This is a genomic window from Sorangium sp. So ce124, from assembly GCF_051525235.1.
Classification (GTDB): domain Bacteria; phylum Myxococcota_A; class Polyangia; order Polyangiales; family Polyangiaceae; genus Sorangium; species Sorangium atrum.
Map to the genome: position 1 here is coordinate 10040755 of NZ_CP150312.1, position 20939 is coordinate 10061693.

17 protein-coding genes are annotated in these 20939 nt (G+C 69.6%); 8 read left to right on the top strand and 9 right to left on the bottom strand.

What is annotated here, in order from left to right; genetic code table 11:
- Positions 1-85 precede the first annotated feature (85 nt).
- Both WMF19_RS37810 and WMF19_RS37815 read right to left on the bottom strand, forming a co-directional pair.
- Entirely contained in the window at positions 86-844 is a 759-nt protein-coding gene (locus WMF19_RS37810; protein WP_437894806.1) for a nucleotidyltransferase domain-containing protein, read from the bottom strand.
- Entirely contained in the window at positions 844-1524 is a 681-nt protein-coding gene (locus tag WMF19_RS37815; RefSeq protein WP_437894807.1) for a hypothetical protein, read from the bottom strand. The genes WMF19_RS37810 and WMF19_RS37815 overlap by 1 nt, the downstream gene beginning before the upstream one ends.
- Before the next feature lie 491 nt (positions 1525-2015).
- Between WMF19_RS37815 and WMF19_RS37820 the strand changes: the two genes are divergently transcribed.
- On the top strand, positions 2016-2993 hold the full coding sequence (locus WMF19_RS37820; RefSeq protein ID WP_437894808.1) for an endo alpha-1,4 polygalactosaminidase: 978 nt from the start codon (positions 2016-2018) through the stop codon (positions 2991-2993).
- A gap of 27 nt (positions 2994-3020) precedes the next feature.
- Here WMF19_RS37820 and WMF19_RS37825 read toward each other — a convergent pair whose 3' ends face one another.
- Complete coding sequence (locus tag WMF19_RS37825; protein ID WP_437894810.1) at positions 3021-4028, bottom strand: LysR family transcriptional regulator; 1008 nt, start codon at positions 4026-4028, stop codon at positions 3021-3023.
- 90 nt (positions 4029-4118) lie between these two features.
- On the opposite strand from WMF19_RS37825, the gene WMF19_RS37830 reads away from it, so the two are divergent.
- On the top strand, positions 4119-5312 hold the full coding sequence (locus WMF19_RS37830) for an FAD-dependent oxidoreductase (RefSeq protein WP_437894811.1): 1194 nt from the start codon (positions 4119-4121) through the stop codon (positions 5310-5312).
- A 48-nt stretch (positions 5313-5360) separates the two neighbouring features.
- On the opposite strand, the gene WMF19_RS37835 is transcribed toward WMF19_RS37830, so the two are convergent.
- The 3 genes from WMF19_RS37835 to WMF19_RS37845 form a co-directional block, all read right to left on the bottom strand.
- The gene (locus WMF19_RS37835; protein ID WP_437894812.1) at positions 5361-7532 is read right to left on the bottom strand and encodes a penicillin-binding transpeptidase domain-containing protein; all 2172 of its coding nucleotides are present in this window, start codon (positions 7530-7532) and stop codon (positions 5361-5363) included.
- A gap of 1 nt (position 7533) precedes the next feature.
- Positions 7534-7914: a BlaI/MecI/CopY family transcriptional regulator gene (locus tag WMF19_RS37840; protein WP_437325327.1), complete on the bottom strand. Its 381-nt coding sequence runs from the start codon at positions 7912-7914 to the stop codon at positions 7534-7536.
- 88 nt (positions 7915-8002) lie between these two features.
- Positions 8003-9220, bottom strand: coding sequence for an FAD-dependent monooxygenase (locus WMF19_RS37845; RefSeq protein ID WP_437894813.1), 1218 nt, complete (start codon positions 9218-9220; stop codon positions 8003-8005).
- 188 nt (positions 9221-9408) lie between these two features.
- Between WMF19_RS37845 and WMF19_RS37850 the strand changes: the two genes are divergently transcribed.
- Positions 9409-10095: a TetR/AcrR family transcriptional regulator gene (locus WMF19_RS37850; protein WP_437894814.1), complete on the top strand. Its 687-nt coding sequence runs from the start codon at positions 9409-9411 to the stop codon at positions 10093-10095.
- A gap of 80 nt (positions 10096-10175) precedes the next feature.
- Here the strand turns inward: WMF19_RS37850 and WMF19_RS37855 are convergent, their stop codons facing one another.
- Together WMF19_RS37855 and WMF19_RS37860 are read right to left on the bottom strand one after the other, a co-directional pair.
- The gene (locus WMF19_RS37855; RefSeq protein WP_437894815.1) at positions 10176-11189 is read right to left on the bottom strand and encodes a formylglycine-generating enzyme family protein; all 1014 of its coding nucleotides are present in this window, start codon (positions 11187-11189) and stop codon (positions 10176-10178) included.
- A 92-nt stretch (positions 11190-11281) separates the two neighbouring features.
- A complete protein-coding gene (locus WMF19_RS37860) occupies positions 11282-12139 on the bottom strand; it encodes a hypothetical protein (RefSeq protein ID WP_437894816.1) in 858 nt (285 codons plus the stop codon).
- Between the two features lie 379 nt (positions 12140-12518).
- On the opposite strand from WMF19_RS37860, the gene WMF19_RS37865 reads away from it, so the two are divergent.
- From WMF19_RS37865 to WMF19_RS37875, 3 genes are all read left to right on the top strand, one after another.
- A complete protein-coding gene (locus WMF19_RS37865) occupies positions 12519-13193 on the top strand; it encodes an HAD hydrolase-like protein (protein ID WP_437894817.1) in 675 nt (224 codons plus the stop codon).
- Between the two features lie 218 nt (positions 13194-13411).
- Entirely contained in the window at positions 13412-14410 is a 999-nt protein-coding gene (locus tag WMF19_RS37870) for a hypothetical protein (protein ID WP_437894818.1), read from the top strand.
- On the top strand, positions 14400-15584 hold the full coding sequence (locus WMF19_RS37875) for an alpha/beta hydrolase family esterase (RefSeq protein WP_437894819.1): 1185 nt from the start codon (positions 14400-14402) through the stop codon (positions 15582-15584). The genes WMF19_RS37870 and WMF19_RS37875 overlap by 11 nt, the downstream gene beginning before the upstream one ends.
- A gap of 57 nt (positions 15585-15641) precedes the next feature.
- Here WMF19_RS37875 and WMF19_RS37880 read toward each other — a convergent pair whose 3' ends face one another.
- The gene (locus tag WMF19_RS37880; protein WP_437325319.1) at positions 15642-16007 is read right to left on the bottom strand and encodes a hypothetical protein; all 366 of its coding nucleotides are present in this window, start codon (positions 16005-16007) and stop codon (positions 15642-15644) included.
- A gap of 496 nt (positions 16008-16503) precedes the next feature.
- Here WMF19_RS37880 and WMF19_RS37885 point away from each other — a divergent pair, with 496 nt between their 5' ends.
- Together WMF19_RS37885 and mxcH are read left to right on the top strand one after the other, a co-directional pair.
- Positions 16504-17895 (top strand): MATE family efflux transporter, encoded by a 1392-nt coding sequence (locus tag WMF19_RS37885; RefSeq protein ID WP_437894821.1) that lies wholly within the window; start codon positions 16504-16506, stop codon positions 17893-17895.
- A 237-nt stretch (positions 17896-18132) separates the two neighbouring features.
- A complete protein-coding gene (gene mxcH / locus WMF19_RS37890; RefSeq protein ID WP_437894822.1) occupies positions 18133-20937 on the top strand; it encodes a TonB-dependent siderophore myxochelin receptor MxcH in 2805 nt (934 codons plus the stop codon).
- The last annotated feature ends 2 nt before the right edge of the window (positions 20938-20939 follow it).

The window sequence follows — 20939 nt, forward strand, 5'->3', positions numbered from 1 at the left end:
CCGAACGCCTCGGCTTCTGCCGCGTGGGGTGTGCGCAGCGCACCCGCGCTTCGGTTCGCAAGCCCTCGTTGGGCGGCGCTCCGTGTCAGTCGTCCGGCACGGGGATCCTTTCGGAGTCCCACTCGAAGAAGCCCCGCGCACGGATGGTGCGGTCAGCCAGCGCTCGCGCTGCGAGCTGGCGCTCCTCGATCGTGGAGACCCCGAAGAAGCGACGCGCCGCCTCGGCGATTTCACGGTCGCTGCGTTCGACCTCGAGCAGCAGGCTCTTGTCCCCTGGCACAGTCCCGCGCTCGGCGCGGAGGTGGTACCGGAGCATCGCCATGACCGCCTCACCGAGCAGCGCGCTGGCCATGGCGGGATCGCGCTCCACGATGTCCTCGCCGTCTTCAAGGAGTGTCGCCGCCGAATAACGAGCGAACGCGTCCTCATCCGGAGTGAGCACGGCGCGCTTCTTCAGCCACTCGGCGGCCTCCTCCCGCAGGCCCTCGATCGCGTGGCCGCCGAACACAGGGAAGCCGGTGGCAATCATGTGCGCCGCGGAGGGGCGACCGTGCTCATGCTCGCTGGCGAAGTACGCTCGAATTGCGCGTGCCGGGTTGACGAAGATCTCGACCGGAACGTCGCCGAACCACCGCTGTAGACGCTGCTTGTACGGACGCTCCTGGACGACGAAGATGTCGAGATCGCTGGTTCGATCACCCGCGCCGCGGACGACCGACCCCGCGGCGACGATCGCCTGTGGCTCGAAGGTCTCGAATACAAACGCGACGACCGCGCGGAGCGCTGTCGCATACCTCGGCGGGAGGTCGGGCCAGCTGCACGTGGCGAGTTCGTCGGGGCTCATCAGCACCAATGGCACGTTTGGCGGAGATCGCAGCCGAGGCATCGCTCCGCGAGCGCCGTGAAGTCGGGCACGGCAAATGGAAGACCTCCCTCGCGCGAGAAGAGGTCTTCGAAGAGCCGCGCAGGCGGAAAAACGTAGTTGCCAAAGGTGATGCTCACCCATGATCGAGCGGCGGCGATTCCAGCGATCTCCATGTGCCCGGCCTTGTAGGGGTAATTGGCGATGGCAACCGGCGGAACGTCCACGAGATCCATGCGCGCTCCGAATTCGAGCGCCGCATCGTCGGAGTCGCGGTCGGCGGACATCGACACGGGCACCTGGGTACGATGGCATGTGATCGCGACGTAGTAGACGTCGTCGAACTGCGCTTGCGTCATATCGAACCGCGCCCCGCCTTGAAGCGCCTCGAGCGCAAGCAGAGGCGGTCGCTCCGGTCGGAACTCGCTCCAGACCGTAGCTTGAGCGTTGTCATCATTCTCCAGGGAACGGCAGAGCTCCTCCGCGGAGTCGGGACGCAGCCACGATCCCGGGTTGCGCCCGCGATCCTTGCCGGCCTTGGGCATCCCGCGCGACATGGCGAACACGAAGGACCCAACGGGCTCGGGGTCCGTCCGCACAAACCGCTCGGGGTTCTTCCCGACGAACCCAGCGCTCATTGTGGCTTCGAGAAACGCCGTCATCGCCTCCGCCTTGAAGACCAGACCCGGATCGAGCGGGACGAGAAGATGAGAGTAATACATGCTCATGGATTGCCTCGCGGTCCTGGGAGCCCGCCGTGACCCCACCCCCTCGTGCCCAGCATCGGGGAAAGGTAGCGTAGCCGACGGCTGCACCACCTTGTCAAGGAGACCAGCGCAGGACCGTGCGACCTCTACACCGGACGAAGGCGCGAGCGGGCCCTCGGTCGCTCGCGACCGCGGACTTCGAAGGGCTCTCCGTCCCGGAGAGCTTGACCCAGCATGGTTTGCCTGTAGCCTGCCGGGACATCGATCGGTGGAAGGGAGGCCTGCGAAGCCTAACGAGCTCAAGGTTCGTCCACTGGCAACTTTCTTGACGAGGCGGAGATGACCCGGAAGCACAGGACACCCCTGGGCGCAGCGCCAGGGTCCCGGGTGAACATCGCCGCGCCCAGCCGGGGCGGCGAGCTCCGGAGCGATGGAGGAGCGCCATCATGAATCGATCGTGGTCCGCGGTGGTCAAGTCGTTGAGCTTCGCCCTCGCAGCACTGCACGCCGCGTGCGGCGACGCCGGCGTGGATCCGGGCGGGGCAGGGGGCTCGCGCCCGGACCCGCCCGACAGCTCGAGCACGCAGGCGTCGACGTCCACGTCATCGACGTCCACCTCATCGACGTCCTCAGGCGGGGAGCCCGGCATCTGGATCCCGGCGCTCGAGACGTCGTGGCACTGGATGATCGACCACCCCCTGGACCTGGACGACCCCAGGGACATGGGCCTTGTCGATCCCACGGGAGCGCCCATCGAGTCGCCGCCACCCACGGTCTACGACATCGACTGGGAGTACACGCCGGCCGAGACGGTGGCCGCGCTCCACGCGATGGGCGCCAAGGTCATCTGCTACGTCGACGTCGGCGCGTTCGAGGACTACCGGCCAGACGCCGGCGACTTCCCGGAGTCGGTCAACGGCAACCCGGACTATCACTGGGAAGGCTCGTTCTGGCTCGACATCCGGCAGATCGACGTCCTCGGGCCGATCATGCAGGCCCGGTTCCAGGTCTGCAAGGACAAGGGCTTCGACGCCATCGAGCCCGACGAGGTCGACGGTTACGCCAACGACTCCGGGTTCCCCCTCTCCTATGAAGACCAGATCGCGTACAACATGTTCATCGCGGATCTCGCGCACGAGATGGGCATGTCCGTGGGGCTCAAGGGCGACATCGAGCAGGCGGAGGACCTGTGGCCGCACTTCGACTGGACGCTGAACGAGCAGTGCTTCGAGTATGAAGAGTGCGAGATCCTCGTCGATTCCTTCCTGGCGAACGGCAAGGCCGTGTTCGAGGTGGAGTACGACGATCCGTTCTCCGGTCACATGACCGACAGGTCGCTCTTCTGCGAACAGGCGAACGCCTGGGGCTTCAACAGCATGGAAATGCCGCTCGACCTCGACGGCGGCCGGTGGCCCTGCCGGTGACCCGCGGCCTTCCGAGCGCCCGCATCATCACCTTGTCGGTGAGCGGGACGTAGGCCTCGAGTCCCGAGGTCCACTGGGCTTCTTCCTCGTGCCCTCCGCCGCGCGGCCGCGCGCCCGCGGGCCGTCGCGGAGCGCGGCGATGACGAGCTCCCGGAAGCAGCGGGCGCCCTCGTCCTCGTGGGTCCGCTCGTGCCAGACGAGCTGCATGCGGAAGACGAGCGCGGCCACGGGCGGCTCGAGGAGGGTGAGCGGCGCGAGGCGCGCGAGCGCCTCGGCGATGCGGCGCGGCATGGCGGCGACGAGGTCGGTGTTCGCGGCGATGACCGCGGCGGCGGAGAAGGTCGGGACGGCGGCGGCGATCTCGCGGTGCAGCCCCTGGGCCGCGAGCGCCTCCACGGCGGCGCGGTTGCCGATGCCGCCGCGCCCGAGCGCGATGTGGATGTCGATGTGGCGCAGCGAGTTGAACGCCTCGCGCGTGAGCCGGCGGCGGGCGCACGGGTGACCGCGGCGGACCACGAACACGCTGTCCTGCTCGAAGAGGTCCGCGGCGTGGTGGCCCGGCGGGAGCGGGTGCGCGGGCGCGATCGTCGCGTCGACGTCGCCGCCGCCGAGCCCCCCGGTCGCCTCGAGGTGGTCGACGCTCACGACGCGGAGGGTCGCGCGCGGCATCTCGGCCGCGCACGCGCGCGCGATCGCCGGCAGGCTGCAGATCTGGTCGAGGTCCGAGAGCGCGAGCGTGAACGCGCGCGTGGTCGCCCGCGGGTCGAACGCGCGATCCCCCTCGATCGCGCCGGCGATCTCGCCGAACGCGGCCCGGAGCCGCGGCGCGATCTGCTGCGCGCGGGGCGTGGGGACGAGGCCGCGCCCGCTGCGCACGACGAGCGGGTCGCCGAGCTGCGCGCGCAGCCGCGCGAGCGAGTTGCTCACGGCCGACGGCGTGACGCGGAGCCGCCGCGCCGCCCGCGCCGCGCTCCGCTCCTCGAGCACCGCGTGCAGGACGAGCAGCAGGTTGAGATCGAGCGTCGACAAGTTCACGAATGGTGACGATTACCATCACGAATCATCACTGGCAATGAGCGTCAGTCCCACCCATGCTGGCCCTGGATCGAGGTTGGAGGTGGCGAGATGACACAGCGAGGTGTGCGGCGGGTGGTGCTCATCGGCGGGGGCATCGCGGGCCCGGTGCTCGGGATGTTCCTTCAGCGCATCGGCGTGGAGGCGACGATCTTCGAGGCGCGCGCGGCCCCTCTGGAGCAGGAGGGCGCGTTCCTGGGCGTCGCGCCGAACGGGATGAACGTGCTCGCAGATCTGGGCGTCGCGCGCGCGGTGCAGGCGCGGGGCGCGGTGTGCGACGGGATCCGGTTCGAGAACGCCCGCGGTCGGGGCATCGGCGTGATCGATCAGCGCGACGCGGCGCGCCGGTTCGGCGCGGGGCTCGTGATGATCCGGCGCGGCGCGCTGCACGCCGCGCTCGCGGAGGAGGCGGCCCGGCGGGGCGTCGCGATCCGGTACGGCATGCGGCTCGAAGGGGTGGACTGCTCGGATCCGCGCGAGGTCGTGGCGCGCTTCGAGGGCGGCGACGAGGCGCGCGGCGACGTGCTCATCGGGTGCGACGGCGTCCGATCGCGCACGCGGACGGCGGCGCTGCCCGGCGCGCCGGCGCCGGGCTACACAGGCCTCGTCGATTTCGGCGGCTTCGCGCGCTGCCCCGGCGCGCCGCTCCATCCTGGCTGGAGCGTGATGGTCTTTGGCCGGCGCGCGTTCTTCGGCGCGTTCGCGGCGCCGGAGGGCGAGGTCTGGTGGTTCCACAACAGCGGGGAGCCCGCGCCGGAGGGCGCCGCCGCGCCGGGGCCGCTCCGCGAGCGCATCCTCGCGCTCCACGAGGGCGATCCAGGCTGGATCGCGGACGTGGTGCGCGCGACGCCCGAGGTGCTCGGTCCGTGGCTGCTGCACGACATCCTGACGATGCCGCGCTGGCACGCCGGCCGGGTCTGCCTGATCGGGGACGCTGCGCACGCGGCGACGCCGCACGCCGGCCAGGGCGCCTCGCTGGCCATGGAGGACGGGATGCTCCTCGCGAGGTGCCTGCGGGACGAGCCCGAGCCGGAGCGAGCGTTCGCGGCGTTCGAGCGGCTGCGGCGGCCGCGGGTCGAGGCGATCGTCCGCCAGGCGCGCCGCAACGGCAGCCGCAAGGCGGTCTCGGGGCCTGTCGCGGGGTGGCTCCGCGACAGGGCGCTGCCGCTGTTCCTGCGGATCGGCGCCGCCGCGCAGGAGCGCGCGCACGCGTACCGGATCGACTGGGAGGAGCGGATCGCGTAGCCGGGGAAAGGGCGGCGGCGCGTACCCGTCGACGTGGGCGCGCTCGAATCAGCGCCCGAGCGCCCGCGCGGTGATGCGCGCGAACACCGGCCCCGCCACCTTGCCGCCCGTCGCGCCCTCCGCGGCGACCACCGCGCCGACGAGGATGACGAGACGCGGCTGCTCGGCCGGCGCGACCCCGATGAAGCTCGCGTAAGCACGCGGCTCGCCCGCCGCCGATTCCTCGTCCGTGGTGCCGGTCTTCCCGGCGACCCGCACCCCTTGCACACGCGCCGCTTTGCCCGTCGCCTGCTCGTCGCTCACGGCGCGCTCCAGCATGCCCATGACCGCCCGCGCCGTCTCCGGGCGGAGCACGCGCTCGTTCTCCGGGTGGTGCTCGAAGCGGACGCCGCCGTCCGCGCCCCGCGCGCGCCGGGCGAGCGTCGGCGCATTGAACACGCCGTCATTGGCGATCGCGGCATAAGCGGCGGCCATCTGCAGCGGGCTGGCCATCGCGGCGCCATGGCCCGATGCCAGGGCCCCGCCGCGGAGCGAGCCGTCCGCGATGACCGGAGGGACCTCGCCGACCGGCGCGCCGCGGAGCTGGATGCGCATCGCCTCGCCGAGATGAAAGCGCCGGAGCCAGCGCCCGAGCGCCTCGCCGCCCAGCTTGTCGAAGATCCGCGAGGCCCCGATGTTCGACGAGAGCGCGAGGATCTGCGGCACCGCGAGCCACTCGTTCGGGCTCGCGTCGCGGAGGATCTCCTTGCCATAGCTCCGTGCTCCCTTGTCGCAGAAGAACCTGTCGGTCACCGCGATGGCCCCCTCGTCGAGAGCGGCCGCGATGGTGAGCGACTTCATGGTCGAGCCGCTCACGCGCGGCGCCGCGGCGGTGCTCGGATCATGGATGGCCAGCACCTCGCCGGTTCTTGGATCGAGCACGATCGCAGTGGCGGCGAGAGGGTGCCATTCGTCCTCCATCCGCTTCAGCTCTTCATCGACGATCGTTTGGATGTCGCGATCGATCGTGAGCTCCAGGCGATCGGCCGGGGCGCCCAGCACGGAGGCGACCTCCGCGGTCAGATCGGCCAGAGAGGCCGGCGTGGCGACAGCAACGGCGGAGGCAGAGGTGGGAATGGACGCGCCCGCCGGTGCAGAAGCGACCGACGCCGAGCTCCCGGACGGATTGGCCGCCACGGCCGCGACAGGTCCTTCCTTGCCGGCGGTGACGCACGCCACCACCCCGAGCAGCGCCGCAGCCGACGCGGTGATGGCAACGCCCCGCGCCGCCGACGTGCGCAGAGACCCGGCGTGCGGTCGCACGATGGCCTCGACCCGCGCAAAGAGCTGCGAGGGCTCCGCCATCCCGAGCGCTCCGCCCGGCACCTCACGGAGCCGCGCGGCGCTCGTCGCAATGGCCAGCAGGTGCTCGGCATATTCGGTCGGCCGCGTCCCGCTCGCCAGGACCCGCTCGTCCGCCGAGAGCTCGCGCTCCATGCGAAGCCTGCGCGCCGCGAGCCACACAAGCGGGTTGAACCAGTGCGTTGCACAGGCGAGCTGCCCCACGATCTGGGCAAGACAATCGCGCTGCCGGACGTGCGCCAGCTCGTGCAGCAGCACGGCCCGCCAGCGCGCCTGGCTCCACTCGAGCGCCTCCCGCGGCACCAGCACCACCGCCGAAAAGACCCCGGTCACCGCCGGCACATCGACCTCGGCGCTGACGCAAACGCGGGCTTTCATGCGCGCCTCGCCGAGGGTCGCCGTGATCCCGGGCAACGAGAGCGGGGTTGCGCGCCGGGCGATCCCACGCGCCTTGGCGAGGCCATGGGCGAGGCGAGCGAGCACCGCAGACGCCCCGAGCGCCCACACGGCAAGGAGCGCCGGGCCCCACGGAAAGGACTGCTTTGCCAGGGCGACCTGCGTGGGCGGAGCCTGCACCACGGCGTGGGAGACAGGCTCGACGGAGGGCGGGGCAATGGCATCCCCGATGGGCTCGGCGAAGGGTCTACTCGCGTCCGCGACGCCAAGCTCGGCCACTGGCAGCACCCGCCACGCCGGAGCGAGCCGCGAGGCGACCGGCACCAGGGCCGCGGCCGCGAGCCCGAGCACCAGCACGAGCCGGCGTGTGGAGGCCGGCGCGCGGCGGAGCAGCGGCATCACCGCGAGCGCGAGCCCGAGGAGCACGGCGCCCCGCGTGGCATCGACGAGGAACGGCAGCGGACTCATCTCGATCGGGCTCATCTCAACCCCCTTCCTTCTTGGCGCGCTCGATCACCTGGGCGATGCGATCCAGCTCTTCCCGCGATAACTTGGACTTCGATGTGTCGACCAGCGCGGTGACCGCTTGCTCGACCGAGCCTCCGAAAAACGTCCGCACGACCTGCGCCAGCGCGCTCCTGCGAGCCTCGCTCGGGGCCGCGACCGGCGTGTAGACGTAGCGTTGCCCTTCCTCGACGTGCTTGACGTGCCCGCGCTCCTCCAGCAGGCGCAGCAGCGCGCGGACCGCGGAGTAGCTGGGCGGATCCGCGAGGTTGTCCTTCACCTCGTGCGCGGTCGCGCGGCGCAGGCGGTACAAAATCTCCATGATCTCGCGCTCTCGGCGCGTGAGCGGCGGCTTCGGCATGACGTCCATCCGTAGCCCGGTGCTAAAAAATTAGCAAGCATCGCGTGCTAAATTCTTAGCACCTGCGATCCGCTCGGCGACTCGAGGGCTATCCGCTGGCCTGGACGCCATAGAGGGGGAGGGTGAGCGCCGTCGAGGCCCTCCGGCCCTTGCGACCGGCGAGCCCCGTGCACGCCAGCCATGGCGCCATCCGGAGCGCTTGATTCCGGATCCACAGCGCTCGCGATGTGGCGGGGATCAGGCTGGCCGCGCCGCCGCCGGCGAGCGACTGGTTCACCTCGACGAACGGCCTCATGACGCGCTCGTACGAGGCGAAGGCGGCGCTGAAGTCGGAATGGGTCGCCAGCTCCCCCGCCAGGACATAGGCGCCGACCATGGCGGTGCTCGTCCCTTGGCCCGACAAGAACGACGGAGCGTGGGCCGCGTCTCCCACGAGGGCGACCCTTCCCTTCGACCATCGAGGCATGTGGATCTGGCTGACGACGTCGAAGAAGACATCGGTGGCCTCCTGCAGAGCGGCGAGCATCCGCGGTACTTCCCAGCGGGCGCCGGCGAAGACACTGGCGGTCAACCTTCGCTGCGCCTCGATGTCGGCGAACTCCGAGAAGGGAGGCTGGGGACGGGCGAAGGTCAGGAAGGCGTGCAGGCGATCGCTGTCGCCGGCCGCGAACAGCACGGCCGCCTTCCCGGGCGTGTTGCTGATGAACGCCTCGTGAGAGAACCCGAGGGTGTTGGGGATGGTGAACCCTGCGAAGCAGTAGCCGAGATAACGGTGGTACTGCGCCTCGGGCCCGAAGGCGAGCCGCCGTGTGTTCGAATGCAATCCGTCAGCGCCGATGACCAGGTCGAAGGGGCGTTGCAGGCCGCTCTGGAAGCGCACATCGACGCCGCCGCCGTGCTCGTTCAAGGTGGTGATGGAGTCGCCGAAGCGGAACTCGACGTCATTTCGGACGGCGTCGTAGAGCACCGTCGTGAGCTCTCCGCGAGGCAGCTCCAGATCCCGGCCTTCCTTGCCGCCGGTGAGCGCCTCGGGCCGGATCGACCCGAGGAGCGCGCCGTCGCCGTCGACGAACGTGATTTTGCGTGAGTCGATGTGCGCGGCTGCGATGCGCGACAACACGCCCATGCGCTTCACGACGTCGATCGCGGTGCCCCGGATGTCGATGGGGTAGCCGCCGCTTCGCACAGCGCCGGCCTTCTCCACCACCGTGACCTCGAAGCCGTACCTGTGAAGCCAGTATGCGAGCACGGGGCCGGCGATGCTCGCGCCGGAGATCAGGATCTTCTTGTTCCGCGAAGTCGCCATGTGTCCGCCTTCCTTCGGTGTGAGCTCGCAGCGGCGGAGGGCGCATCCGCGAGAGATCGGCGCGACCCGCCCGCCGCCACGAGGCAGGGCAAGCAGCTGCCGATCGCGGTCCACTCCGCCCAGGTAGCTCTGACGTCGACTACACTACACCGTGTAGTATACAAAGGCCAGGGCAAAAAGAGGCCGAAATGGGCTATACCTGGAGGTGCATGTCCTCCACCGGCGCACAAAAGGCTCTTCGTGAAGGGTCCGCGCAAAAGCGATCCGCCATCCTCGTGGCGGCCCGGGAGCTGTTCCTGGCCGACGGGTTCGACCGCTCGAGCGTCGATGCCGTCGCCGCTCGCGCCGGCGTCTCCAAGAGGACGGTGTATGACTATTTCGGCGACAAACAGGCTCTCTTGCTGGCCGTCGTCGAGTCCACGGGTGACCTGCTCATGGCGGCGATCCGGCGGGCCATCGAGGACACCTTGACGCACGTGACGGACCTGGAGGACGCCTTGATCACCTTCTCGGCGCGGGTCGTGACCGAGATGCTCGGCTCGGTGGACTACCTTGCCCTCCTGCGGCTGGTGACGATGGAGTCCGCTCAGCTGTCCCAGCTGCGCGGTCGCGACCACTGGATGATGAACGCTCCGGAAGAGGCGATCGCGGAGCGGTTCGCCGAATTTGCGCGTGCAGGGCTGCTCGACGCGCCGAACCCCCGGCAGGCGGCCGATCATTTCATCGCGCTGACCTTCTTGCTCGCCGCCAGCGGGTTCGGACCGGCGATCGCCCCGAATGACGCCCGCATGCGAGAGCTCCTCGTCGAGGGGGTGCGCGCATTTCTTCGAGCCTACGCGCCCAGCCGCCCGGCCCAGCCTCGATCCCTCGCGTAGCGCAGGCGGCCGCGGCGGTGTGCGGCGTCATGGCAGAGCGTGATGGCGACCGTGACATGGCATGCCGGTGACCGACAGGCTCAAGGGTTTCTGGCGCAACGCGACCCGATGTTGCCTCGGAGCTCGGGGTAGTAGACATGGCGGGTGGCTGACCGAAGGGTCGGGGCGAGGTCGTCGTTGCTGCCGCTCCGGAAGGCCCGGTAGGCGCCAGCTGTCACGGCGGCGCAGTCATGGCATGGCATCGGGTACTGGACCGGGTCCCAGTCCAACGTCCATTCCCACGCGTTCCCGCCGAGGTCGGACTGCCCCCACCTCCCGTCGCCTCTGGGCGACTTCGAACCGACCTTCTGTAGGCTGCAGGTGCCGCCGCAGTAGACCGCGTAGCTGTCATCGATCGCCGTGGAGGTCGCTGGCTTCGACCACGGATAATACCTGTGCTCGCTGCCCCCGGAGGCCGCGTAGTTCCACTCCGCCTCTGTCGCCAGCCGTCCCCCGTCCCACGCACAGAACGCGAACGCCGCGTACCAGTCCAGGCAGTTGATCGGCTTATCTTCGTCGCTCCCCGCCATGTCCATCCAGCTCTGATGGACAAAGCAGTTCAGGGCGTTTCTTAGGGCGGCCGTGTTCGGCGGCAACTTGGTGTTCCACGCCGAGCTCCAGCCAGAGCCTGGGATCTTTGGATGTGCGCCCGCGCCATCCCCAGGCGGGCTGGCCTGCGTGCCCATGCCTGCGTTCACGAACGCCCGGAACCGACCCACGGTGATCTCGTACTTGTCGAGGTAGAAGTCGCTCACCGTCGCCGGGTAGCTCCGATCCAGATAGTCCACGCCGTCGTAGCTTCGAGCGAAAGCTCCGCCGGGAACCAGCAAGCTCTCGCAGCAGTCCTCGTTCCCCGAGGGTCCGCAGGTCGCCGGCAGCCCGGCGCAACTTGGCGCCGTTCCAGCCCAGGCGCCCGCGCGGCCGCTGCTTCGGTCCTTCGCGATCGCCTCGTCCGCCGCCGTCCTCTCGTCGTTCCCGCAGGTGCAACCTGCCGAGAGCAGCAGCCCGAACAACGCGATGCAGACGGCGTGGTAAGGAGGGGCAAGCGAAATCATGGTCACCGGGTTTCGCCGCCGCAGCGCGCGCCACCACGCGTGGCGCGCGCCCGTCGACATCGCAGATCGGTCTCGTTGGGCCTGCGCCCCGATCAGCCCCCGAAGAACGCCTTCGCCTGCTCTCCCAGCACGTTCTCGCCCTTCGGGCTGCTGGCGTGGCAGCCGTCGCTGACCTCGCCCGCGTCGTTGTTGAGGATGAACTTCCCGAGATAGCTCATGTTCTCGTTGATGGTCGGGTCCTTGGCCAGCTCTTGCGCCTTCATGTCGGTCCAGTCGGCGCCGCCCGTCCCCGCGATGAAGCAATCATGTCCTGCGTTGTAGACCGGCTGACCCACGAGGTAGATGTGCGTGCCCGGGTTGACGTGCTGGCGCGCCGCGTTGACCATGTCACGGAGCTCCTTGTCGGTCGCCTTCTGGGACAAGATGCAGATCTGGACCATGATGGCTTTGACGACGTCTTTCCCTCCGATCGACGCCATCTTCTGGTCGAAGAGCTGCCAGGAAGAGCTACTGGGGTTGGTCCAGTTCTGGACCACCATGGCGCCCGTTTGATAATTGTCCGAGTTCCACATGATCTTGCCGCCGACGCGCTTGTAGCCAGTGCCGATGTTGTTGGCCATCGAGCAGCCAGTGTACGCGACCGAGTTGTTGCCTGTTGGAGGCAGGCCGTCATCCCCGCCGCCCGTTCCGGGATCGCCGCCCGTGCTCGTGCTGCCCACCGACGCCGGTCCGCTCGGATCTGCGCCGCCGGTGCCACCTCCGCCGGTGCCGGATGCACCGCCGGTGCCGCCGCTCGGGGCTCCTCCTGCACCGCTCGTCCCCGCGGTCACCCCGACGGAGCTGGAGGTTCCAGCACCTGTCCCAGCGCTCGTCGAGCTTCCGGTCGTGGAGCCGCTGGTGCTCGTCGTCCCTCCGGTTGTGGCGCTCTCCGACTCCGAACCGTCGTTCAAGTCACTCTCTGAGCTGCAAGCTCCGAGGCAGAGCACGGCCGTCCCAAGAGCGCAGCGGACCACCAATCGGGAGGAAAGAGCAGGATAATTCATCGTCGTCACCTTCGGTTAGGGGGCGTTGGCCAGGACCTGCGCGGGCTCTCGCCTCGCGTCCGACCGTCCTTGTTCTATTGCCGCTGCGACCCGCTCGAATAGACGGCTAGATCGTCGTCGCCCCCCTTGGACAGATTTGTCATCCCCCGCTCGGCGACTGCCGGCGCAGGGGACCGCATCGCAGCGGCTTCGCGGGGCGCGCCGGACGCGCGGGTTTCAACGTGTCGCCCATGCTTCTCTTCGCGACCCTTGCCGCCGCCCCCTTCGGTGCCCTACGTGCGCCGCCATGCGCACGTTGTTTCTGGATCTCGACGGCACCTTGACGGATCCGGCCCCTGGCATCGCCGCCTGCTTCGTGCACGCGGCCCATGTGCTCGGGCACGGCTCGATCAGCCTCGCCGAGGTGCGCCGCTTCATCGGTCCGCCGCTGCGCGAGGCGTTCGCGGAGATCCTGGCGACGCGCGACAGCGCCCGCATCGAGGAGGCTGTGCGCGTCTATCGGGAGCGCTTCGGCACGCTCGGCCTGTTCGAGAACAGCGTGTATCCCGGTGTGCCAGAGGCGCTCGCGCAGCTCTGCCAGGCGGGCCATGGCCTCTGCCTCGTCACCAGCAAGGCGGCCGTTTATGCCGAGCGCATCATCGACCACTTCGGCCTTCGCTCGCACGTGCCCCGCGTCTACGGCGCCGAGCTGTCGGGCGAGCGCTCGACCAAAGCCGAGCTCATCGCGCACGCGCTCGAGCGCGAGTCGCTCACCCCCGCCGATGTCTGCATGATCGGCGACCGCGAACACGATGTCCTCGGCGCCAAGGCGCACGGCCTCGTGGCGATCGGGGTGACGTGGGGTTATGGGTCGCGCGCGGAGCTGGAGGCTGCGGGCGCCGACCGCATCGTCGACACGCTGGAGGAGCTGGTGCTGACGGTGCGTGGGTTGAGGGAGACCCGAGGCCGAGCGGCTCGATGAGTCCGCGGCTCCGCAGCGTCGCTACCTCAGGTCCATTGTCCACGTAGGGAAGCGGCTTCCCTCACACCGCAGCGACCCTGCGGGCCCCGTGGTTTGCCGCTCGTTGCCCCTCCCCACGCCCGAGGCCCGGCGGGTGTCAGGTTTGTCACTCCCCTGATGGCCGGCGCGACGTTACTCTGCGGCGAGCGACGAGGCTTCTCGTCGATACTCATCAATTTATGACGGTAGAGCTGATTCATGCCATCGTTCGTCAGACCACCGTCCTCATCGCCCAGCTGGCGACCTCGGGCGGCTGGCGCGCACCCCTGGCCCAGCTCGCAGACCAGGTGTTTCAGGACCTGGTCACCGAGCTCGAGCGGCAAGGGGTCAGCCGCAAGGTGAGCGCCGACATGTTCGGCATGGGGCTCCGGACCTATCAGCGCCGCGTCCGGCGGATCACGGAGAGCTCGGTCGAGCGCGGCCGGTCGCTCTGGGAGGCCGTGCTGGACCACATCCGTCGCCGGGGGATCACGCCGCGGGCCGAGATCTTGAGGGCGTTCGCCGGCGAGGATGACGTCCTGCTCCGCGGGGTGCTCTTCGACCTCTGCGAGAGCCGCCTGATCTTCCAGGCGGGGCAGGGGGCTCAGGTGGTGTATCGCGCGGTGTCCGACGACGAGCTGGGCGCGCTGCGCGCGCTCCGCTCCGGCGAAGGCGTCGACGAGCTGGTCTGGGCGATCATCTATCGGGAGGGCCCGCTCGCGCGCGACGAGCTGCTGCAGCGGACGCACATCGAGCGCGCGGAGCTCGACGCGGCCCTGGGGCGTCTCGTGGAATCGGCGCGCGTCGAGCGGACCGGGGAGGGCGCGGGCGCGACATACAGCGCCGGGAGCCTCTACGTGCTGCTGGGCTCGCCTGTGGGGTGGGAGGCGGCGATCTTCGATCACTTCCAGGCGATGGTGAAGACCATCCTGTGCCGGCTGCGCGAGGATCGCTCCGCGCCCGGCCTCGGCGACCGCGTCGGGGGGAGCACCTATACCCTCGACCTGTGGCCCGGCCATCCGCACGAACAGCGGGCTTACGAGACGCTGGGGCGCCTGCGTGCCCAGCTGGTCGAGCTGCGCGAGCAGGTCGAAGCCTACAACGCGACGCACGAGAGGCCGGACAGGTACACACAGGTCGTCCTGTACATCGGACAGTGCTTGATCCAGCAGGACAGCGGGGGCGGCGATGAGATCTAGGGTGGTCGTGACGGCGTGCCTCATCGCGAGCGTGACCGGCGGGGCGCTCCTCGGCTCGGCCTGCAGGGACATCGGCCCTCAGACCGGGAGCGAGACCAACTTTCTCAGGAGCTGTGATGCCAGCTGCGCGGACGGCCTCTCCTGCATCTGCGGCGTCTGCACGCGCGCCTGCTCGGCTGCCCGCGAGTGTACGGCGCTCGTCTTCGGCGCCGAGTGCGTGGCCGTGGCGGAGCGGTCTGCCGAGGCGGCCTGCGACGCGTCCGAGAGCGCTGCGTTCTGCGATATTTCCTGCAGCGGCGACGCCGACTGCGAGCCGCTCGGCGCGCCGTTCCGCTGTCAGGGCGGCTTCTGCCGGACGCCCGGCGACGGCGAGACGGCGACCGCGTGCCCGGCGACCACGCTTTCGCTCGGCGACAACGAGCGCACGGTGACGGTCGGGGACACCACCCGCAGCTACGTCGTTCGCCTCCCTGCAAACTACACGGGGGCTGGCCCCATGGCGCTGGTGCTCGATTACCACACGCTGGGCGGGAGCCCGGCGGAGGAGGCCGAGGCCTCTGGGTACCGCGAGCTGGCCGAGACCGAGGGGTTCATCGTCGCGTGGCCGCAGGGCATCGACGGCGCGTGGAACATCGGTCCGTGTTGCACGACGTCGCGCGACGTCGACGACGTGGGGTTCGCGCGTGCCCTGGTCCAAGCGGTCCAGGAGGAGGCGTGTGTCGACCTCAAGCGGGTCTATGCCGTCGGCGTCGCGAACGGCGGCGGGATGGCCTACCACCTGGTCTGCAACGCCGCTGACGTCTTTGCCGCGGTCGCTCCCAGCGCCTTCGACCTTCTCGTTGAGTCGGAGCAGCCCTGCCAGCCGTCGCGGCCGGTGACCGAGATCTCGTTCCGGGGTACCGCGGACTTGCTTGTACCTTACGAGGGCGGGCCTCAGCAGGCGCCGAACGGCGCGAACATCACCTTCCTCGGCGCCGTGGGGACCTTCGAGAGGTGGGCCGAGCTGAACCGGTGCACGGGATCACCGAGCGCGGCGGACAGCGACGGTTGCTCGACGTACTCGAGCTGCGCAAACGGCGCGGAGGTGACGCTGTGCACCACGGAGGGAGGCGGCATGACCTGGGGGAGCCCCGAGATCGGGTGGGCCACGCTGAAGCGGCATTCGCTGCCTTGATACGGAGGCGGCCACCGATTCCGATTCCGACGCCGGCCGGCCACCCCGCGCCGGCGCTCACCACCAGCCGATGTCCTGGATGATGGTACCGATGTCGCCGTACCGCACGATCGCGCGGTTCTGACGGATCTCATAGGACTTCGGCGAGCTGTTGACGATGTCCTGATCGAAGGTGTGGCACTCGAGCTTGTAGGTGCCCGCGCCCTGCATCAGCGCGCCCTTCAGCTTGATGTACGTCTCGTTGTGGCGGCTCCTGAGCCGCAGGATCGCCTCCTGGGTGGCGTCGATGAGCAGCTCGAGGTGGACCGTCTTCTCCTGCTTCGGGTGCGACGCGTCGAACGCGAGATTGACGATGACGCCGGCGTCGAGCAGCGCCTCGATATCCGACTTGGAGAACGTCTCGTAGACCATGAGCTTTGCCATCGCGCGCTCCTTCCAGGGATGTGCTCGTGGTTATGTACTACGGCGCGCAGCCCGGGGCCGAGGATCCTCGCGCGGCGCGACGCCGGCGCTCCGCGATCGCCCTCGGGCAACGCGGGCCGACCGCCGCGCGCTCCGCGACTGGGCGGCAGAAAATCCCTGCAAACCGGGGTCGAAATGCTGCTCCCGCCGGTGGCGTGAGCGATGAAAATAAAAATCAATTGCATCTGCGCCGGCTCGCATGCTAGGAGATGGCAAGCACGCTGGAGAGGGAGGAGCAGGGGCGCGGTGTGCCCTGGGGCTGCCTGTCGGATCGCGTTCGTCCGATGGGGTGGCTTCGTGGGCACCCTGGCGCCTGCGGACGCTCACGTCTGCGCTCTCGATGTGGGGACGTCATGAAAGCAGATTTCTTCCAGCTGCGTTGCAGTTGCGCGCGTGGAGGGCGGCGCGGTGTCAGCCGTGTGGAGTCGATGAGACCGAATCGACGGAGATCTGTGCCATGAACGATAGAGATACGCAGAAGCAGTTCATCCTCGAGGGGAAGCTGACGAGAGTGATGTGGGAGCTCTCTTGGCCGGCGGTGCTGGCCATGGTGCTCTACGGGCTCAACGCCTTCCTGGACGCCGTGTTCGTGGGGCAGCTGATGAACAAGAGCGCCCTGGCCGGCGTCGGCATCGCCTATCCCTTGTCCCAGATGACGCTCGGCCTCGGCAGCCTGGTCGGGACCGGCGCGGGCACGGCGCTCAGCATCTACCTGGGCGCCGGCGACAAGAGCAAGCTCCACAGCCTGCTGGGCAGCGTGAACGGGCTGTCGCTGCTCCTCAGCTTGCCTTACACCGTGCTCGCCTACGTGTTCGCAGAGCCGCTGGTGCGCATGATGGGCGGCACAGGGGAGATCCTTGCGTACGGCACCGAGTACTTCAAGGTGACGGCGCTCGGCTCGGTGTTCTGGGTGCACGGTCTGGCCGTGAACATGACGGTGCGCGGCGAAGGCAAGATGAAGACCGCGGCGTGGATGATCTCCCTCGGCTTGCTGGTGGATGTCATCCTGAAGCCCCTGTTCATCGACACGTTCGGCTGGGGCGTGCAAGGCGCGGCCTGGGCCACCAACGCGGCGATGTTCGTGTACTCGGCCGTGGGGCTCCTGTATTTCGCGAGGGGGCGCGCCTCCTTCGACACGGCCTGGCGCACGATCCGCATCGATCCGGCCATCCGGAAGCAGATCGTCTCCCTGGGCATGCCGGGCATGATCTTGACCATCATGGGCATCGCCCAGAACGTCGTCGTCTACAACGCGGTCTCGGGGCAGGGAACGGAGAACGACGTCGCCTTCTACGCCGCCTGCAACCGCATCTTCCTGTTCATGCTGACCCCCATGCTCGGGCTGATGCGCGCCTTGCAGCCGGTGGAAGGGATCAACTACGGGGCGCAGCGCTACGCCAGGGTGAAGCGGGCCTTCAGCCTCTTCGGGCTCGCCGGGGTCGCGTTCGTCCTGCCGTTCTGGCTCGCGATGATGCTCGCCCCGAACGCGGTCCTCGGCTTCCTGCTGCCGGGGTCCGAGTTCACCGCGCAGCAGCTGCTCGATTTCCGGATCTACATCGTCGTGCTGCCCCTCCTGCCGTATGTCTTCAACGCGCTGGTGCTGTTCCCCTGTTTGGAGAGGGCGAAGCTCGCGAGCGTGGTCGCCCTCCTGAGACAGGTGGTGCTCTTCGTTCCCTTGATGTGGCTCCTCCCGAGGCTCGTCGGGGTGAGCGGGGTCTACTGGGGGACGACGGCGATCGACGTGGCGATGTCCCTCCTCGTGCTCGTCATGGTGAATCGAGAGTTTCGCAGGCTCGACGGGCGCGACGTCGAGACGAGCGCCGCGCTCCGGGAAGCGCCCGCCGGCTGAGCCCGGCCCGGCCTCCGAGAGCTCCCGCCGGCCCCTGGCGATCACCCGGTGATCGCCAGGAAGCAGCACGCACCGGCCGACGCACGCGCGCGGCGCCCTCCCGGCGCGCGATGTCCCCTTCTCCCTTGCCCGCCCAGAGAGCCCGCGCGGATCGCCGCGCGCGCGGCCATGAACCGCATCCTGAGTACACATGCAAAATTGTTGCAACAGGTTCCAGGTTGCTATAGATGTCGCCGCATGAACACCGAGGCTCCAGCGCGTCGAGGCGCAGCGCGCCCGTCCCGGGCGCGAAGGAGCGCCGGTGCCGCCGCCCTCGTCGCGGCAGGGGCTCTGCTCGCGGGCGGGGCCGCGCGCGCGCAGGACGCGGGCGCGGCTTCGCCGGCGGAGCCGCCCGGGGACGCCGCGCCGGACGGCGGAGCGCCTCGGGCCGCCGCCGATGAATCCCGAGAGGCGCCGGAGAATCACCCGCCGGTCCTCCATTCGTTCGTCGAGGCCGATTACCCGGGCGCCGCCCTCGCGCAGGGCCTCCAGGGGACCGTCGTGCTGAGGCTCAGCATCGAGGCGGATGGGCGGGTGTCGGCGGCGGACGTGGCGCAGGCCGCGGGGCACGGCTTCGACGAGGCGGCGCAGGCCGCAGCGCGGCGCTTCCTGTTCTCGCCGGCTCGACGGGGGGACACCCCGGTCGCCTCCCGGATCCTCTACGCTTATGAGTTTCACCTCCCGAAGGCGCCTGCGAGCGGCGCGCTCCGCGGGCGCGTGCTCTTGCCCGGCGCGAGCGCGCTCGGTGTCGCCGGCGCCGAGGTGCTCGTGCGGCACCAGGATGGCAGTGCCGAGCGAACGCGCACCGACGGCGAGGGCCGCTTCCAGCTAGAGGGCCTCGCGCCTGGGCCGTGCGTCGTGATCGCCGAGGCGAGCGGCGTGGGCCGGGCCGAGGTCGAGACCGAGATCGCCGGAGCGCACGTCGCCGAGATCGCCGTGCGGCTCGTGCAATCCGGCGAGGAGGCCCCGATCGAGGTGACCGTGCGCGGGCCGTCGGAAGCCGAGCGGCGCCGGCAATCGGCCGAGGCCGTGACGGTCGTCGAGACGGACCGCGTCAAGCGGGAGACCTCGGACATGGGCGAGGTGCTCGCGCGCACGCAGGGGGTCGGCGTGCGCCGCGAGGGAGGCCTCGGCTCGGCCGCGCGCTTTTCGCTGAACGGGCTGACGGGCGATCAGGTGCGGTTCTTCCTCGACGGCGTGCCGCTCGAGCTGGCCGGCTATCCCTTCGGCGTCTCGAACGTGCCGGTTGGCCTTGTCGAGCGCGTCGAGATCTACAGCGGCGTGGTCCCCGTGCGCCTCGGCGCCGACGCCCTCGGCGGGGCGGTCGACCTGATCACCGATCAGGACCTCTGCGCGTCGCGCGCGGGCGCGTCCTACGAGGTGGGCTCGTTCGACACCCACCGAGCGGCGCTCGCCGGCAGCCATCTGCACGGGCCGAGCGGCCTGTTCGCTCGCGCGAGCGGCTTCTTCGACTTTGCGAAGAACGACTACCCCGTCGACACCGAGGTCGAGGACGAGCGCGGGCGCTTCTCGCCGGCGCGCGTCTACCGCTTTCACGACGCCTACCGCAGCGCGGGAGGCCACGTGGAGCTCGGGGTCGTCGATCGGCCGTGGGCGCGGCGCTTGCGACTGCGCGCCTTTGTGACCGATTACGACAAGGAGTATCAGCACAAGCTCGTCATGCGGGTCCCGTACGGCGGCGTGACGTACGGGGAGACCTCGGCAGGCGTGAACCTTCGTTACGAACAGCCGCTGGGGCGCGGCGTGTCGCTCGACGCGGTGGGCGGCTATGCCTACGTCCGAGGGCGCTTCCTCGACGTCGCGCGCTGCGACTACGACTGGATGGGACGCTGCGACCCGGAGGGCGCCGAGCCTGGCGAGACGGACGTCGTCCCCCACGACCAGGTCTTCTGGGACCATTCCGCCTTCGCGCGCCTCAACGTGGAATGGCGCATCCAGCCGTCGCACGCCGTCCGCCTGGCCAGCGCGCCCACCTACGTGACGCGGACGGGCGATGAGCGCCGGCAAAGCGACCCGGATAGCCCCGATCCGCTCGCCGACCGCCGCAGCGTGCTCGCGCTGGTGAACGGCCTGGAGTACGACCTCGACCTGTTCGAGGACCGGCTCGACAACCTTCTTTTCGTCAAGCAGTACGTGCAGCGCGTCGCGAGCGAGAGCCCGGTCGCCGGTGATCCTGCGCGCGACCGCGACCGGAGCACCCACCGCTTCGGTGTCGGCGACGCGCTCCGGTACAGGCTCACGCCCTGGCTCTACGGGAAGGCCTCCTACGAGTGGGCGACGCGGCTGCCCAGCCCAGACGAGGTGTTCGGCGACAACACGTTCATCGCGGCCAACCTCGGGCTCGATCCCGAGATCAGCCACAACGTCAACCTCGGGCTCACCCTCGACGCCCGCGGGACGCCGGCGGGCGCCTTTCGCGCGACGGGCAACGGCTCCCTGCGCGCAGCGGACCGGCTGATCGTGCTCCTCGGCAACGATCGGGACCAGAGCTACGAGAACGTCCACGGCGCGCGGTCGCTCGGCGTCGAAGGCTCCGTCGGATGGACCTCGCCCGGGGAGCACCTCGCGCTCGACGGCAACGTCACCTACCTCGATTTCCGCAACACATCGAGTGAGGGGGCGTTCGGCGCCTTCGAGGGAGATCGCATCCCGAACCGCCCGTACCTCTTCGCCAACGGCTCAGCGCGCCTCCTGTTTCGCCGCGTCTTTGCCGCGGAAGACGAGGTCGCGCTCACGTGGAACAGCCGCTACGTACACGAGTACTTCCGCACGTGGGAGAGCCTCGGCCGGCGTGAGTCCAAGCAGGTGATCCCCTCGCAGCTCGTGCACTCGGCCGGGCTCGGGTACGTCGTCCGGCGCGGCCGCGCGAGCCTGAGCACGGCGCTCGAGATGCAGAACCTCACGGATGAGCGTGTGTTCGACTTTTTCGGCACGCCGCGCCCGGGAAGGAGCTTTTACGTCAAGACCACGGCGGAGCTCTGAGC